Source organism: Mesorhizobium sp. M0074, from assembly GCF_040322975.1.
Classification (GTDB): Bacteria; Pseudomonadota; Alphaproteobacteria; order Rhizobiales; family Rhizobiaceae; genus Mesorhizobium.
On record NZ_JAMYUM010000025.1, the window covers coordinates 101,566 to 116,003 of the forward strand.

The window sequence follows — 14,438 nt, forward strand, 5'->3', positions numbered from 1 at the left end:
TCCATGCGCATCCAGTCCTTCACGCCGATGCTTTCGGCGCTGGCCATTTCTGCAACCATCTTCTCGGTGTCACCGGCTCTGGCCGAAACCGTAAAGATGACGGCGACGCTCAATGGCGCTGAGCAGAACCCGCCCGTCACCACGAAGGGCAAGGGCACCGCCACGCTCAGGTTCAACACCGCCACCAAGAAACTCAGCTGGACCGTGAGATATTCCGGCCTCAGCGGGCCGGCGAAGGCCGCACACATTCACGGCCCGGCGGCAAAGGGTCAAAACGCCGATCCAGTGGTGCCGTTCGAAGGCAAGCTGAAGAGCCCGATCAAGGGTTCGGCGACATTGACTGATGCCCAGGCCACCGATCTTGAGGCTGGCAAATATTACGTCAACATCCACACCGCGGCCCACGCGGACGGCGAGATCCGCGGCCAGATCGAGAAGGCCAAATAGGCAGATCACGACGACAAAACAGGGCAATCATCCTGTTTTGTCAGGCCTTGTCGCGAATCTGGGTCATCGTGCGGGTCGGCGTGATGGCTTCAGGGTCGAGCCTGATCTCTACGATCGACGGCTTGCCGCTGGCCCGCGCTCGCTCGAAGGCCGCGGCGAAGTCGGCGGTCTTTTCCACCGTCTCGCCATGGCCGCCATAGGCACGGGCCAAAGCAGCAAAGTCGGGATTCTTCAAGTCCGTGGCGACGACACGGCCGGGATATTCGCGCTCCTGATGCATGCGGATGGTGCCGTAGATGCCATTGTTGACGACGATGACGATGATCGGCAGCCCGTATTGCACGGCGGTGGCGAATTCCTGGCCGTTCATCAGGAAACAGCCGTCGCCGGCGAAGGCGATCACGTCGCGGTCTGGGAAAAGCTGCTTGGCGGCGACCGCCGCCGGCGTGCCGTAGCCCATCGAGCCGGATGTAGGTGCTGCCTGCGTGCCGAAACGCCGGAAGCGATGGTAGCGATGCACCCAGGTGGCGTAGTTGCCGGCGCCGTTGGCGAGGATGGCGTCGTCCGGCAGAATCGTTTCGAGATAATTCATGATCGGCCCCATCTGGACGGCGCCGGGGCCGCTCTCCGGAGGCGTCGACCAGTCGAGATAGGCGGCGTGCAGCTTCGCTGCCTCAGCCGCCCACACCGGCGTTGCGGCCGGCTTGCGTCTGGCAAAGGCTTCGACGAAAGCGGCAGGCGAGGCATTGATCGCCAGCGCCGGCCGGTAGACGCGGCCGAGTTCGCCGGCGTCGGCATGGATATGGACCAGCGTCTGGTCGGGGTAGGGACTCTTCAGCAGCGTGTAGTCGGATGACGGCATCTCGCCCATGCGGCCGCCGATCAGCAGCACAAGGTCGGCCTGCTTGATGGCGGTTGCTACCTTGGGATTGATGCCGATGCCGACATCGCCGGCATAGTTCGGGTGGAGATGGTCGAACAGCATCTGGCGCCGGAAGGAGCAGCCGACCGGCAGCGACCAGGCTTCGGCTATCGTCCGCATCCGTGCAACGGCCTGCGCGTCCCAGCGCGTACCGCCGAGGATGACGAAGGGCCGCTTTGCCTTGTTGAGCAACACTTCCAGTGCGTCGAGCTCGGCTTCGCCGGGCTGCGTCTCGACAGGGGTGTAATGCCGGGCGTCCGGTGCCTCGGCGAGGCTGGTCAGCATGTCCTCGGGCAGCGAGATGACGACCGGGCCCGGGCGACCGGACGTCGCCACCGCAAAGGCGCGTGTGACGAATTCGGGTATGCGTGCGGCGTCGTCGATCTCGACCACCCATTTGGCGATATCGCCGAAGAACCTGACGTAGTCGACCTCCTGGAAGGCCTCGCGCCCCTTGGCGTGGCTGGCGACCTGGCCAATGAACAGGATGAGGGGGACTGAATCCTGCATCGCGATGTGGATGCCGGCCGAGGCATTGGTGGCGCCTGGGCCACGGGTGACGAAGCAGATGCCGGGCCTGCCGGTTAGGCGGCCATGGCAGTCGGCCATCATTGCGGCACCGCCCTCCTGGCGGCAGACGATTGTGCGGATCGGTGAATCATGCAGCGCGTCGAGCACCGCCAGATAGGATTCGCCAGGTACGCAATAGATACGGTCCGTTCCGTTGGCTTCGAGCGCATCGACGATGAGTTGTCCGCCGGTCTTCATTTTCCTGACCTCTCCAGTTCGGCAAGGATTTCTTCGGTGTGTTCGCCGAGACGCGGCGACGGGCGCTCATAGACCAGTGGCGTGCCGGACATGACCATCGGCGCCCGCACCGAGGGCAAGAGATTGCCATGGCCGTCATCGAGGTCGAGCCGCATGCCGCGCGCTATGGTCTGCGGGTCGGCAAACATCTGGCCGATGTTGTTGATCGGGCTGGCCGGCACTCCGGCAGTCTCAAGTCTGGCCAGCAACGGGTCGCGATCGAAGGCTTTCAGCGCCTCGATCATATGCTCGCGCAGCTTTGCCCGGTTGGCGACGCGGGCGGGATTGGTGGCGAAGTCAGGGTTCGACGCCAGCTCGTCGAGGCCGACGGCAGCGCAGAACTTTGCGAACTGGCCGTCATTGCCGACCGCCAGGATGATGTGGCCATTTTTCACCGGCACCACTTCGTAGGGCGCGATGTTCATATGCGCATTGCCCATCTGCACCGGCGACTGTCCGGAGACGAGATAGTTGAGGTTCTGGTTGCCGAGCGTCGAGATCTGGGTGTCGTAGAGCGCCATGTCGATATGCTGGCCTTCGCCGGTCTTCTCGGCATGGCGAAGCGCCGCCTGGATGGCGATGACCGAATAAAGCCCGGTGAAAACATCCGATATAGCGACGCCCGCCTTTTGCGGTTCGCGGCCGGCTTCGCCGGTGATCGACATCATGCCGGCCATGCCCTGGATGATGAAATCATAGCCGGCACGCGGCGCATACGGTCCCGACTGGCCAAAACCGGTGATCGAGCAATAGATCAGCCGCGAGTTGATTTTCCTCAGGCTGTCATAGTCGAGGCCGTATTTCTTCAGTCCGCCGACTTTGAAGTTTTCGATCAGCACATCCGATGTCGCGACCAGCCGGCGCACCGTCTCGGCACCCTCGGGCGTCGAGAAGTCGATGGCGATGGAGCGCTTGCCGCGGTTGCAGGAATGGTAATAAGCGGCCGAAAGGTTCTCGCCGTCATGGCCGATGACGAAGGGCGGTCCCCATTTGCGGGTGTCGTCGCCGCCGTCCGGGCTCTCGACCTTGATCACGTCGGCGCCGAGGTCGGCAAGCAGCTGTCCGGCCCATGGCCCGGCGAGGATGCGTGCGAGTTCGATGACGCGGATGCCTTTGAGCGGAGGCTCAGTCATGGATCACCGTGGTTGATCGAAAGCGCAGCCTCTATCAATCCCGCGCGCCGCTGTCACGGCCCTTGCAATGGGCCAGTATCACTGTGCCCTCAGCACGCGGTCGGCCCAGGCGGCAAAATCCTCCATGATGATGTCTCGGTTGATCTCGTTCAGGCTTTCGTGGCGGGTTTTGGCGTAAACCTTTGAAACGAGATTCGAAAAACCCATCATGTGCATCCGGCCGGCAAGATGGCTGACCGCCTTGCCGCCGTCCGAGGCCGGATCTTGCTCGCCTCCGACCAGATTGACGAACAGGTCGCGCCGCACGCCGGAAAAATTGCGGTCGCTGCCGCAATGCAGCGTCATCATGACGATGTCCTGCCACATCGACACCGACGCGTCCCAGCCGCAAAGCGGGTCGGCGATGTATTTCTCGACTTCAACGGCATCGCGCGACAGCCAGTCGAACGGCGTCCGGTGATTGGGCACCGCCTTGCCCCAGGCCCGGAACGTCAGCCGGGGCAGCAGGCGCGACGGCACGTCTGAGCCAAGCCGGAACTTTTCCCAACCAAGCATGGCCAGCGCGATTTGGCCGAGCAGTCCGGCCGAGAAATTGCCGTTCCAGATCGCGGCGGCATGGATGCGCGCCGAGTGGCGGAGGACAAAGTTCAGCGCGATCGACGCGCCCAAGGAGTGGCCGAAGACGATGACCGGCAGGCCAGGTTGTTCCCTGGCGATGAGATCATGGACGGCGGCGACATCGGCGATGACCTTGGCACCGCCATCCGCATCGGCGAACCTGCCAGGTGGTGCGTCGGGCGCCTTGGTGGCGCCGTGGCCACGGTGGTCGTGCGCGTAGACCTGGTAGCCGCGCTCGCCAAGGAAATCGGCGAAACGGGCATAGCGCGCCGCGTGCTCGGCCAACCCGTGATTGACCTGGACAATGGCGCGCGGTTGGCCGATGGCGTGTTTCACATAAAGGTTGAGCTCGGCGCCGGTCGGCGATGCCAGCATCCTCTGCTTGTCAAATGGCATGTCTCGCTCCCGTCGGCGACTGTTGGGCGACGCAGCGATCGACGTCAAGGGACGTAGGGTACCCATTCGACGGTAGTTGACAGCATGCTGTCAATGTGACTACATGACAGCATACTGTCAAATGGTCAGCGGCAGATTGGGGGTATGACTATGAAAACCACCGGGGCCATTTCGCGGCGTGCAATCTTGCTGGCGGGCTTCGCCTTCACGACGGCCACCCTGTTGTCAGGGATTGCTGCGTTCAGTCAGGAAACCAGGGAGATGATCCATGATGACGTCCACTGTTCCAGGCCCGCAAGGCCAGCTTGCCACTTATAGGATCAACGCCGGCAATGGCCTGCCGATCATGTTCCTGCATGGAGATTGCAGCCGCGCTTCCCACTGGGACCGGGTGATGCAGCTCTCCGTCGAAGGCCGCGAGGCGGTAGCCTTCGATTTTCGCGGTCATGGCGCCTCCGCGCCGGCGCAGGACGGTGACTATGGTTATGACGGTCGTGCAATGGATGTCGGTGCCGTGGCCGACGCGTTTGGCCTGAAGCGGTTTCTCATTGTCGCGCACAGCGGCGGCGGTGGCGTGGCGCTCGCTTATGCCGCCAGCCATGCCGACCGGGTCGCCGGTGTCTTGCTCGTCGACCCGGCGACCGATCCTCGTGCGCTGCCGCAGGCGATTCGTGACGGCTTTGTCCGCGATCTGGCCGGTCCGCAAGGCCGTGATGTCCTGAACGCCTATTACACGTCGATTGCCGGCCCTAACGCGGCTGTTCGCCAGCGTGTTCTGGCCGATGCGGCAGTGGTCGATCCGGCGGCGAGGGCAGGTGTCGGCAAGGCACTGGCCGAATGGAACCCGGAGCCGGCACTCGATGCGTATCGCGGGCCTATGTTCGTATTGGCTACCGAGGCCAGTGACACTCCAGCCGCGCTCTATCGGCTGCGCACGGACATTCCGCGCCAGATCGTGGCGGGCAGCGGCCATTGGGTGATGCTTGACAAGCCGGAGGTCGTAGCCGAAGCCGTTAATAATTTCGTCGCGACCATCGAGGCCGGCCAGAAATGACGACCAGGACCGAAGCGGCAAATGTGCTCACCGAACTGGTGCTTGCCGTGTTCAGGATGAACGGCAGTTTTCTGGATGCGGCCGAGCGGCTGGCCGCTCCAACCGGGCTGACGGCAGCGCGCTGGCAGGTTTTGGGTGCAGTTTTGAAGGAGCCGAAATCTGTGGCCGACATCGCCCGCGACATGGGTCTCGCCCGTCAGAGTGTACAGCGGCTGGCCGACATACTGGCTGCGGAGGGGCTTGCCGCCTACGCCGACAACCCGGCGCATCGCCGCGCCAAGCTGTTGTCGATAACCGATGCCGGCCGGGCAGCGGTCAAGAATATCGGCACACGCCAGCATGTTTGGGCGAACCGTGTTTCGGAGGGTATGGACGCCGACGCGCTGAAAGCCTCGCTTGATCTGCTGCGCACCCTGACGGAACGGGTGGAGGCGGGCGGATCCTGATCGACCGCGCGGGAGCCGTCTCAATGCGCTGGCGATTGTTTTTACGGCCGGGCGAAAGAAATCGTAATTCTGACATGTCGCAAGTTTCTAGCTTGCGGCGTGAATCACGAGGAGTGCCGGAATGCGGATTTGGGCGATATGGGGGGCGGTGTTTCTTGCGTTTGCTGGCGCAAGCGCGGCGCGCGCCGATGTGAAGATGACCGGCTCTTTCGTCGCCGATGCCGCCTGTCCGGCAACGCAGGCGATCAAGAGCGGCAAGAATCCCGGCAATGTCTCGACCGCGGCTGGTCAGAGTTATGATCTGCTGGCCGGCAACAAGGACGCGCCCACGCACTATCTCATTCGCGTGCCGGGCGCCGATCCGGAGCGCCGCTGGGTTAAGATCAGCTGCGGTCGTGTTTCGGGCGGCAGCGCGTCGACGATGCCGGCTGCACCGGCGCCTGCCGAGCCGAACAAGCCATCGGCGTCCGGAAAGCCGGAATATGTCTTCGCGCTGAGCTGGCAGCCGGCTTTCTGCGAGACCAAATCCAGCAAGGCCGAATGCCGTGCGCAGACCGCCGCCGGTTTCGAGGCGACCCACTTCACCTTGCATGGGTTGTGGCCGCAGCCGAACGGAAATTTCTATTGCCAGGTCGCCGCAAGCGACAAGGCGAACGACGATCCGGCGCACTGGCGAGACTTGCCGCCGGTCACCCTTGACCCGAAAACGCGAGCGGAACTCGACCAGGTGATGCCGGGCACCGCATCCGCCCTCGAAAGGCATGAATGGATCAAGCACGGCACCTGCTACGGCAAGAGCCAGCAGGAGTATTTCGCCGTCGCTTTGAACCTGATGCGCGCGATGAATGCGTCGCCGGTGCGCGATCTCTTCATCAAGAACATCGGCAAGCAACTGACATCCGATCAGATCCGCAGCACCTTCGACAGTGCCTTCGGCAAAGGCGCGGGCGACCGGGTCCGCGTGTCCTGCGTGGTCGATCCTTCGAACGGCAGGCGGCTGATCGGCGAACTGACGCTCGGCCTGACCGGCCCGATCGCTTCGAACGCTTCGCTCGGTGCCCTGCTGCTTGCCTCGGCGCCGACAGCCAAGGCTGGCTGCCCGAAGGGCGCGGTCGATGCCGTCGGGTTCCAGTAAACAGGCCGTACGCGACTGTCGCTTTGCACCGGGGATGGTATGATCCCGGGGGCATCATTCATAGGGGGTGGCGATGAGTGGTATGACGGGCGGCGCGCTGGCGCGGCTGGCGTTCTGGGCCAAGGGCATGACGGCGATCCGCGACGGCCATATGGAGTGGCCGGGCTTTTCCTACACCGAAGTGGAGTGGGCGCGCATGACCACGCTCGCCAAACCCGTCGGCGGCGGCACCTACCAATTGTTCACGCTGGTCAACGCGGCGATCTTCATCGCCATTGCCGCGCTCGGGATATTCTGTGTCTTCCTGCCGCTGGCGGCGCTGCTGTTCCCGGTACCGGCCGAAACCAGTGCGATCAAGTTTTCGCTGCTCCTGGCGGCATGCGCCTTCCTGATCATCGGCATCGGCCTGCCGATTTCGCTGCGTCTTTCGACCACGCTGGTGGCGCCGAAGGCAATGCGGGCCGCGCTTGTCGCCGTGCCCGGCGACCAGGCGCTTGCGGCAAAAGTGTCATGGCAGATCAACCGGATCACGCTCGTGCTCTGCGGCCTGCTGGTACCGGGCATTCTTCTGTTCATTGCCTACGACATCGAAGCCGGCCCGATTATTACCGCGTTGAAATGGCTGGCGATCGCGCTGATGGCGGTTTCGGTTGCGATCGGCGGATGGCAGCGGCGCAAACAATCCTGATTGAGCCAATCGCAGGCCTGGGCAGCGTTACGCGCCGGCGCTGCGCTCCGGCCTGGTCCATGTGTTGCGGGCGTCTGCTTCGTTGCCGCCCGGTTCGCCGACAACGCGATCGCGTCCCGTGGATTTGGCCTTGTAGAGACGCTGGTCGGCCAGCGCAAAGAGATCGGCAAGGCAACGGGTCGTCTCGCTGACCGTCGAGATGCCGGCGCTGACGGTAATGTCGAACCGGCTGGTGCTCGCGGACGTCTTGACCGCTTGCCTGACGGTTTCGCCCAGCAGTCTGGCGAGCGGCTGCGGACGCCAGCCGAGGATGGCGAATTCCTCACCGCCGATCCTGAACAATTGATCTTCGGTCCCGACAAGTTCGCCAAGCAAAATTGCCAGGGCTTTCAGCACCTTGTCTCCCTCGGCGTGGCCGAAGCGGTCGTTGATCGATTTGAAGTGGTCGACATCGATGATCAGCAGGCTGAGCGCCCTGGCGGTCCGCAGGCTGGCGGCGACGGCGGCCTCGCCATCGCTGTCGAAGCGCCCCCTGTGCAGGAGGCCGGTGAGGCCGTCGCGACCGACATGCTCGACCAGCGCCTCATAGCGCTCGCGATAGGTCAGCGTGTCGAAAATGTCGGAAAGCCCGCGCGCCGCCGGCACCTGCCGCGCCTCGAACCACCTGATATAGCCGACCAGCATGGTGCTGTAGACCAGGGCCGCTGCCATCTTGGCGAACCAGCCGCCGAAGAACACCGCGACCGGCGCGCCGGTGACGAAATGCAGCGCCGTGAAAAAGCCTGCCTGGTCGAAGGTGAGCACGCAGGCGACGGAGACCAGGATGCGGGTGAAAAGCGCCTTGCGCAGATATTTGCCGAGCTTTTCATAGAGCAGAATGATCAGGATGGCGTCGACGAACAGCAGCGTCGTGCCCCACACCATCAGCCAGCCCATCTCGTCGATGAAGCCGATGTCGGGAAGCTTGCCGTCGGGCAGCGGTGCGATGTCGTGCAGGCGCAGGATCAGCACGAGCCCGATCATCAGGGCATTGCCGAGCAGCAGGCCATAAATCGGCTGCCGGACCGTTGCCGCGTCCTCCTTGATGTAGAGCAGGAGCAGCATGACCAGCTTGCCGGAAAACAGCACGGCCGAACCCGGCGATACCATGCCGAACGGCAGCGCGACGTAGAAGACGCTGGCGAGATAGGTTTCCAGGAAATGCATGACGCCAAGGGCGCAAACAAAGACGCCGAGGCCGATGCGGCCCCTGAACCGGAAAAGCGTGACCATGATGCCGAAATAGAGAACCGCTTCGGCAAAAAGCAGGAAACTGTTCAACACGGCCCGATCTCTCTCCCCGAAATCGCGGCTGCCAGCGATTTCCCATCCAACATTGTTTGACGCGGAATGGTTAACCGGAGCTTTCGCCTGGGCGCCGGCACGAAATGAAGCGGCTAAGCGTTTGTGGGTGCGACCAAATCCGCTTGGGGCCAAAACTGTTTGCCGTTCGCGGCCGCATCGCTTACATAGCCCCCAACTTCCATTCAATCCGACATCAGTCGACTTTTCAGGGAAAGCGCGCGTGGCACGCCAGTTCATCTATCACATGGCCGGCCTCAACAAGGCCTACGGCACCAAGAAGGTGCTCGAGAACATTCATCTGTCCTTCTATCCGGACGCCAAGATCGGCATCCTCGGTCCCAACGGCGCCGGCAAGTCGACGATCCTCAAGATCATGGCCGGCATCGACAAGGAGTGGAGCGGCGAGGCCTGGCTGGCCGAGGGTGCTACCGTCGGTTACCTGGCGCAGGAGCCGGCGCTCGATCCGAACAAGAACGTGTTCGAAAACGTCATGGAAGGCGTCGCCGCCAAGACCGCCATCATCGAGCGCTACAACGAATTGATGATGAACTATTCCGACGAGACGGCGGACGAGTCGGCCAAGCTGCAGGACGAGATGGACCGGCTCAACCTCTGGGATCTCGAACAGCAGGTCGAGATGGCGATGGAGGCACTCGGCTGCCCGCCCAAGGAGGCCGATGTCACCAAGCTGTCGGGCGGCGAACGCCGTCGCGTCGCGCTTTGCCAGCTTTTGCTGCGCCAGCCCGACCTTCTGCTGCTCGACGAGCCGACCAACCATCTCGACGCCGAGACGACGGCGTGGCTGGAAAAGCATCTGCGGGCCTATCCGGGCGCGGTGATGATCATCACCCACGATCGCTACTTCCTCGACAATGTCACCGGCTGGATCCTCGAGCTCGATCGCGGCCGCGGTATCCCGTACGAAGGCAACTACACCAAATATCTCGAAGCCAAGGCCAAGCGGCTCAAGCAGGAAGGCCGCGAGGACGATGCGCGCCAGCGGGCGATCGGCCGCGAGCGCGAGTGGATCCAGTCCAGCCCGAAAGCCCGGCAGACCAAGTCGAAAGCCCGTATCCAGGCGTTCCAGGATCTGCTGGATGCAGCCGACAAGCGGCGTCCGAGCGACACCCAGATCGTCATTCCGCATGGCGAGCGGCTCGGCAATGTGGTGATCGAGGTCGAGGGCTTGTCGAAGGGCTTTGGCGACACGCTTTTGATCGACGATCTCGAATTCAAGCTGCCGCCCGGCGGCATCGTCGGCGTCATCGGCCCGAACGGCGCCGGCAAGACGACGCTGTTCCGCATGATCACCGGCCAGGAAAAGCCCGATGCCGGCACCATCCGCGTCGGCGAGACGGTCAAGCTCGGTTATGTCGACCAGAGCCGCGACGCGCTCGACCCGACCAAGACGGTCTGGGAAGAGATCTCGGGCGGCGCCGAAGTGGTCAAGCTCGGCAAGTTCGAAGCCAACACCCGCGCCTATTGCGCGTCGTTCAATTTCCGCGGCGGCGACCAGCAGCAGAAGGTCGGCAACCTGTCCGGCGGCCAGCGCAACCGCGTGCATCTGGCCAAGATGCTGAAGACCGGCGGCAATGTGCTGCTGCTCGACGAACCGACCAACGATCTCGATACCGAAACGCTGGCTGCACTTGAAGACGCGCTCGAGAGCTTCGCCGGCTGCGCCGTCATCATCTCGCACGATCGCATGTTCCTCGATCGCCTGGCGACGCACATCCTCGCCTTCGAGGGCGACAGCCACGTCGAATGGTTCGAAGGCAATTTCGAGGATTACGAGCAGGACAAGATCCGCCGCCTCGGCCCGGACGCGGTCAATCCGCACCGCATGACGTATAAGCGGCTGACGCGGTAAGACATTTACAGGGCGGCGAATTCTCAAATGATCTGAGGAACCAAGATGGCCGACTGGTCCGCCGCCCTCTACCTGAAATTCGAGGACGAGCGCACCCGCCCCGCGCGCGATCTCGTTGCGCAGGTGCCGGTGCCGGAACCACGCCGGGTGGTCGACATTGGCTGCGGGCCGGGCAATTCGACCGAATTGCTGGTCGAGCGCTGGCCGCAGGCGCAGATCAGCGGCTTCGATACCTCCCTCGACATGATCGAGAAGGCGAAGGCGCGCCTGCCCGGCGTCACCTTTGCCTTGGCGGATGCGGCGGCGTGGCAGCCGAACGAACCGGTCGACGTGATCTTTGCCAATGCGGTGTTTCAATGGCTGCCGGAGCATCCGGCGGTCTTCCAGCGGCTGATGGGATTTTTGGCGCCCGGCGGCGCGCTTGCCGTGCAGATGCCGGATAATATGGCCGAGCCTTCGCACCGGCTGATGCGGGAGACCGCGGCCGAGATGCCGCTTGCCGAAAAGCTCGAGCGCGCGGCCCGCGCGCCGCTGCCGCCGGTCGCGTTCTATTACGACCTTTTGTCGCCATTCTCGGATCGGCTCGATATCTGGCACACGATCTACAACCATCCGCTGGCCGATGCCGAGGCGATCGTCGAATGGGTGAAGTCGACGGGGCTGAAGCCGTTCCTCGATCCGCTCGACGAGAACGAGCGGCAGCTTTTCCTGAAGCGCTACACGGCCAGGATCAGCGAAGCCTATCCGAAAACGGCAAGCGGCAAGGTATTGCTGCGCTTTCCCCGTCTCTTCATCGTGGCGCGGCGTTCTGCTTAGAAGCTCTTAGCTACACCCAAAAACAGCCAGCAGCGGATGCTTGACCGGCTTTCGCCGTCATGCGCATCTCGCTGGGGCAGGGATAAGGCCCTTCATGGGCCATGGGGATGGATGATGACACTGAAAAAGATGGGTTTCGGCGGCAGCGTTTGTGCGGCCGCTGTGCTTGCCTTGTCTATATCGGCGGAGGCCAAGCGAGCGCGCTGCTTCACCAGCGACGACGGCTATTTCTCGTGCAGCTATCGGGCGCTGGACGATGCCGGCAGCTTTCGCATCTCGGCGCCGGGTTATCCGACCTACGTCCTGGAAATCGACGGACCGGGTTTTGCCTATGGCTATGTCAATCTCGGCCGCCGCAACGTGCCGCTGCCCGGGCAATTCGTGCGCAGCCGCGATGACGGTGCCTGCTGGAACAACCCGCAGACCAATACCAAGCTCTGCGCCTGGTAAAGACCCGTCCCAGGGACTTGATTTAAGCCGGCATAAACTGGCTAGGTGCAAAAGAGGTTGCGCCGAGCTTTTTGCGGCGTCGACATGAAGCCGCAACGCCTGCGCACGGGACGAACTGGAAATGCATCGCGTCATCATCAGCGGCATCGGCGTTGAAATCCCCGAAGCTTCGATCACCAATGAGGAACTCGTCGCCAGCTTCAACAGCTGGGTGGACATGGAGAACATCCGGCGCGAGGTGTCGGGCGAGCCGCTGGTACAGAAATCGGACAGTGCCTTCATCGTCCATGCCTCGGGCGTCCAGACCCGCCATGTCATCGAACGGGAAGGCATCCTCGACCCGACCCGCATGGCGCCGCGCTTCCCGGCGCGGCCCGACGATGCGCTGTCGCTGGAGGCCGAGTTCGGCATCGCTTCGGCCGGCAAGGCGCTCGATCATGCCGGGCTGAAGCCGGGGGATATCGACCTGGTGATCTGCTCGGCCTCGCACCATCAGCGGCCCTATCCGGCGATCGCCATCGAAATGCAGCAGGCGCTGGGGACGAAAGGCGCCGGCTTCGATATGGGGCTTGGCTGCTCTTCGGCAGCGGCGGCGTTGCACATCGCCGTCAATCTGGTGCGGGCAGGGGCGCACAAGCGCGTGCTGGTGACGACGCCGGAGATCATCACCGGGCATCTTAATTTTCGCGACCGGCAGACGCATTTCATCTTCGGCGACGCTTCCGTGTCGATGATCGTCGAAGGGCTTGCCCAGGGCGAGAAGCGGCCGGGGCGCTTCGAGGTGCTCGACACGCGCGCCTGGACGCAGATGTCGAACAGCATCCGCACCAATCTCGGTTACTTTACCCGCGCCACCCAGGACGATCCGTATATGATCGATCTGGAAGGCAATCTGATCAAGCAGATCGGCAACAAGGTGTTCAAGGAAGTCACCGTTGCCGGCCACAAATTCATCGTCGAATTCCTGGCCGAGCACGGGCTGACGCCGCAAGCGATCCGGCGCTTCTGGCTGCATCAGGCCAATGCGCGGATGAACGCCATGATCCTGAAACTGTCGTTCGGCCATGACGTCGACCACGACCGCGCGCCGATGGTGCTGGAGCGCCTCGGCAACACCGCCGCCGCCGGTGCCATCATCGCCCTGTCGGAGAACCATGCCGACATGAAGGCCGGCGACTACGGCCTGCTCTGCGCCTTCGGCGCCGGCTACTCGATCGGCGGCGCGCTATTGCGCATGCTTTAGATTTTGTTTTACGCATGTCGTTGTCCCAAAACCGCTGCACACTTTTGGGCGACATGCATTAGCTCGGCGCGAACGGCACCAGCATCGGAACGCGCCTGGCATAGTCGCATCAGCCGTCTTGATCGGAGCATCAGCGCTTTCGACTGGACCTGATGAGCTGACCGCGGCTAATTGCGCGTATCACGCGAGGCACGAACCCATGCTGGATCTTTTTCCCGAAGCCGAAACGCCAGTCGAGGTCGTCCCGTCACGAAAACTCGCCGCCAGGGTGGCAGCGCTTTACCTCGCACCGTTCGATCATTTCGAGACACGGGCAGTGGATAAGTTGCAACTCGGCTTCGACGGCATCGACGGCGATTTCCACGCCGGCACAACGCGGCGCTCTGGTGGGCGCGAGCCGTGGTATCCGCGCGGCACCGAGATGCGCAACGAACGGCAATTGTCGATCGTGGCTGCGGACGAACTGGCAATCGTCGCCGAACGGATGGGCATCGCCGAGATCAAGCCGGAATGGATCGGCGCCAATCTCCTGATCGAAGGCCTGCCGCACCTCTCGATGTTGCCGTCCGGCACGCTGCTGTTCTTCAAAGGCGGCGCGACCGTCAAGGTCGACGCGCAGAACGGGCCTTGCCGGATCGCGGGCAGGTCGGTCGCCGAGAATGCCGGGATGGCCGACGTCGAGGCCGGCGCGCTGCTGTTCCCGAAAGCGGCGAAGCGGTTGCGCGGGCTCGTCGCCTGGGTCGAGAGGCCCGGCACGATCGCGGCCGGCGAGGAGATTTCGGTGCGCGTGCCGGAGCAGTGGATTTACCGGGCCTAGTCCAGGCAGGGCGGCATTGCCAGTCAAAGCCGCGTTCCTTCGCGCCCCCCTCTGTCCTGCCGGACATCTCCCCCACGAGGGGGGAGATTGGCCGTCATCTCGGCTTTCGCCAATCTCCAACGTTGCTGACCGAGCGAGGCGCCGAAGCTGCCAATCTCCCCCCTCGTGGGGGAGATTGGCCGTCACCTCTCGATTTCGCCAGTCACAACGGTGAAGAGCGCAGAACTCGACGCGTGTGCCTGCCATCGCTCT

14 protein-coding genes are annotated in these 14,438 nt (G+C 63.3%); 10 read left to right on the top strand and 4 right to left on the bottom strand.

The window, feature by feature from the left end:
- Positions 1-3: 3 nt before the first annotated feature.
- Entirely contained in the window at positions 4-447 is a 444-nt protein-coding gene (locus NKJ73_RS27855) for a CHRD domain-containing protein (RefSeq protein ID WP_352571795.1), read from the top strand.
- Between the two features lie 40 nt (positions 448-487).
- Here NKJ73_RS27855 and NKJ73_RS27860 read toward each other — a convergent pair whose 3' ends face one another.
- The 3 genes from NKJ73_RS27860 to NKJ73_RS27870 form a co-directional block, all read right to left on the bottom strand.
- Complete coding sequence (locus NKJ73_RS27860) at positions 488-2,137, bottom strand: thiamine pyrophosphate-binding protein (RefSeq protein ID WP_352571796.1); 1,650 nt, start codon at positions 2,135-2,137, stop codon at positions 488-490.
- Entirely contained in the window at positions 2,134-3,309 is a 1,176-nt protein-coding gene (locus tag NKJ73_RS27865; protein ID WP_352571797.1) for a CaiB/BaiF CoA transferase family protein, read from the bottom strand. Before NKJ73_RS27865 ends, NKJ73_RS27860 begins: the two co-directional genes overlap by 4 nt.
- Positions 3,310-3,387: 78 nt before the next feature.
- Positions 3,388-4,323, bottom strand: coding sequence for an alpha/beta fold hydrolase (locus NKJ73_RS27870; protein WP_352571798.1), 936 nt, complete (start codon positions 4,321-4,323; stop codon positions 3,388-3,390).
- Between the two features lie 268 nt (positions 4,324-4,591).
- Here NKJ73_RS27870 and NKJ73_RS27875 point away from each other — a divergent pair, with 268 nt between their 5' ends.
- The 4 genes from NKJ73_RS27875 (at position 4,592) to NKJ73_RS27890 (ending at position 7,646) form a co-directional block, all read left to right on the top strand.
- On the top strand, positions 4,592-5,377 hold the full coding sequence (locus tag NKJ73_RS27875) for an alpha/beta fold hydrolase (protein ID WP_352456203.1): 786 nt from the start codon (positions 4,592-4,594) through the stop codon (positions 5,375-5,377).
- A complete protein-coding gene (locus NKJ73_RS27880) occupies positions 5,374-5,823 on the top strand; it encodes a MarR family winged helix-turn-helix transcriptional regulator (protein WP_352456202.1) in 450 nt (149 codons plus the stop codon). The genes NKJ73_RS27875 and NKJ73_RS27880 overlap by 4 nt, the downstream gene beginning before the upstream one ends.
- Positions 5,824-5,944: 121 nt before the next feature.
- Positions 5,945-6,958, top strand: a complete 1,014-nt coding sequence (locus tag NKJ73_RS27885; RefSeq protein ID WP_352571799.1) for a ribonuclease T2 family protein — start codon at positions 5,945-5,947, stop codon at positions 6,956-6,958.
- A 73-nt stretch (positions 6,959-7,031) separates the two neighbouring features.
- Positions 7,032-7,646, top strand: coding sequence for a hypothetical protein (locus NKJ73_RS27890; RefSeq protein WP_156937311.1), 615 nt, complete (start codon positions 7,032-7,034; stop codon positions 7,644-7,646).
- A 27-nt stretch (positions 7,647-7,673) separates the two neighbouring features.
- Here the strand turns inward: NKJ73_RS27890 and NKJ73_RS27895 are convergent, their stop codons facing one another.
- Complete coding sequence (locus NKJ73_RS27895; protein WP_352571800.1) at positions 7,674-8,969, bottom strand: GGDEF domain-containing protein; 1,296 nt, start codon at positions 8,967-8,969, stop codon at positions 7,674-7,676.
- 241 nt (positions 8,970-9,210) lie between these two features.
- Here NKJ73_RS27895 and ettA point away from each other — a divergent pair, with 241 nt between their 5' ends.
- From ettA to NKJ73_RS27920, 5 genes are all read left to right on the top strand, one after another.
- Positions 9,211-10,860, top strand: a complete 1,650-nt coding sequence (gene ettA, locus NKJ73_RS27900; RefSeq protein ID WP_292659428.1) for an energy-dependent translational throttle protein EttA — start codon at positions 9,211-9,213, stop codon at positions 10,858-10,860.
- A 45-nt stretch (positions 10,861-10,905) separates the two neighbouring features.
- Complete coding sequence (gene tam, locus NKJ73_RS27905) at positions 10,906-11,676, top strand: trans-aconitate 2-methyltransferase (RefSeq protein ID WP_352571801.1); 771 nt, start codon at positions 10,906-10,908, stop codon at positions 11,674-11,676.
- A gap of 114 nt (positions 11,677-11,790) precedes the next feature.
- Positions 11,791-12,126, top strand: a complete 336-nt coding sequence (locus NKJ73_RS27910) for a hypothetical protein (RefSeq protein WP_023675887.1) — start codon at positions 11,791-11,793, stop codon at positions 12,124-12,126.
- 121 nt (positions 12,127-12,247) lie between these two features.
- Positions 12,248-13,369 carry a beta-ketoacyl-ACP synthase III gene (locus tag NKJ73_RS27915; RefSeq protein WP_023675888.1) on the top strand — a complete coding sequence of 374 codons (1,122 nt, stop codon included), beginning with the start codon at positions 12,248-12,250 and terminating at the stop codon, positions 13,367-13,369.
- A gap of 199 nt (positions 13,370-13,568) precedes the next feature.
- Positions 13,569-14,186, top strand: a complete 618-nt coding sequence (locus tag NKJ73_RS27920; protein WP_352571802.1) for an MOSC domain-containing protein — start codon at positions 13,569-13,571, stop codon at positions 14,184-14,186.
- The last annotated feature ends 252 nt before the right edge of the window (positions 14,187-14,438 follow it).

What these genes read in the sequence shown, in the direction of transcription:
- NKJ73_RS27855 (WP_352571795.1), top strand. Translation starts at nt 4, where the DNA reads ATGCGCATCCAGTCCTTCACGCCGATGCTTTCGGCGCTGGCCATTTCT.
- NKJ73_RS27860 (WP_352571796.1), bottom strand. Translation starts at nt 2,137, where the DNA reads ATGAAGACCGGCGGACAACTCATCGTCGATGCGCTCGAAGCCAACGGA.
- NKJ73_RS27865 (WP_352571797.1), bottom strand. Translation starts at nt 3,309, where the DNA reads ATGACTGAGCCTCCGCTCAAAGGCATCCGCGTCATCGAACTCGCACGC.
- NKJ73_RS27870 (WP_352571798.1), bottom strand. Translation starts at nt 4,323, where the DNA reads ATGCCATTTGACAAGCAGAGGATGCTGGCATCGCCGACCGGCGCCGAG.
- NKJ73_RS27875 (WP_352456203.1), top strand. Translation starts at nt 4,592, where the DNA reads ATGATGACGTCCACTGTTCCAGGCCCGCAAGGCCAGCTTGCCACTTAT.
- NKJ73_RS27880 (WP_352456202.1), top strand. Translation starts at nt 5,374, where the DNA reads ATGACGACCAGGACCGAAGCGGCAAATGTGCTCACCGAACTGGTGCTT.
- NKJ73_RS27885 (WP_352571799.1), top strand. Translation starts at nt 5,945, where the DNA reads ATGCGGATTTGGGCGATATGGGGGGCGGTGTTTCTTGCGTTTGCTGGC.
- NKJ73_RS27890 (WP_156937311.1), top strand. Translation starts at nt 7,032, where the DNA reads ATGAGTGGTATGACGGGCGGCGCGCTGGCGCGGCTGGCGTTCTGGGCC.
- tam (WP_352571801.1), top strand. Translation starts at nt 10,906, where the DNA reads ATGGCCGACTGGTCCGCCGCCCTCTACCTGAAATTCGAGGACGAGCGC.
- NKJ73_RS27910 (WP_023675887.1), top strand. Translation starts at nt 11,791, where the DNA reads ATGACACTGAAAAAGATGGGTTTCGGCGGCAGCGTTTGTGCGGCCGCT.
- NKJ73_RS27915 (WP_023675888.1), top strand. Translation starts at nt 12,248, where the DNA reads ATGCATCGCGTCATCATCAGCGGCATCGGCGTTGAAATCCCCGAAGCT.
- NKJ73_RS27920 (WP_352571802.1), top strand. Translation starts at nt 13,569, where the DNA reads ATGCTGGATCTTTTTCCCGAAGCCGAAACGCCAGTCGAGGTCGTCCCG.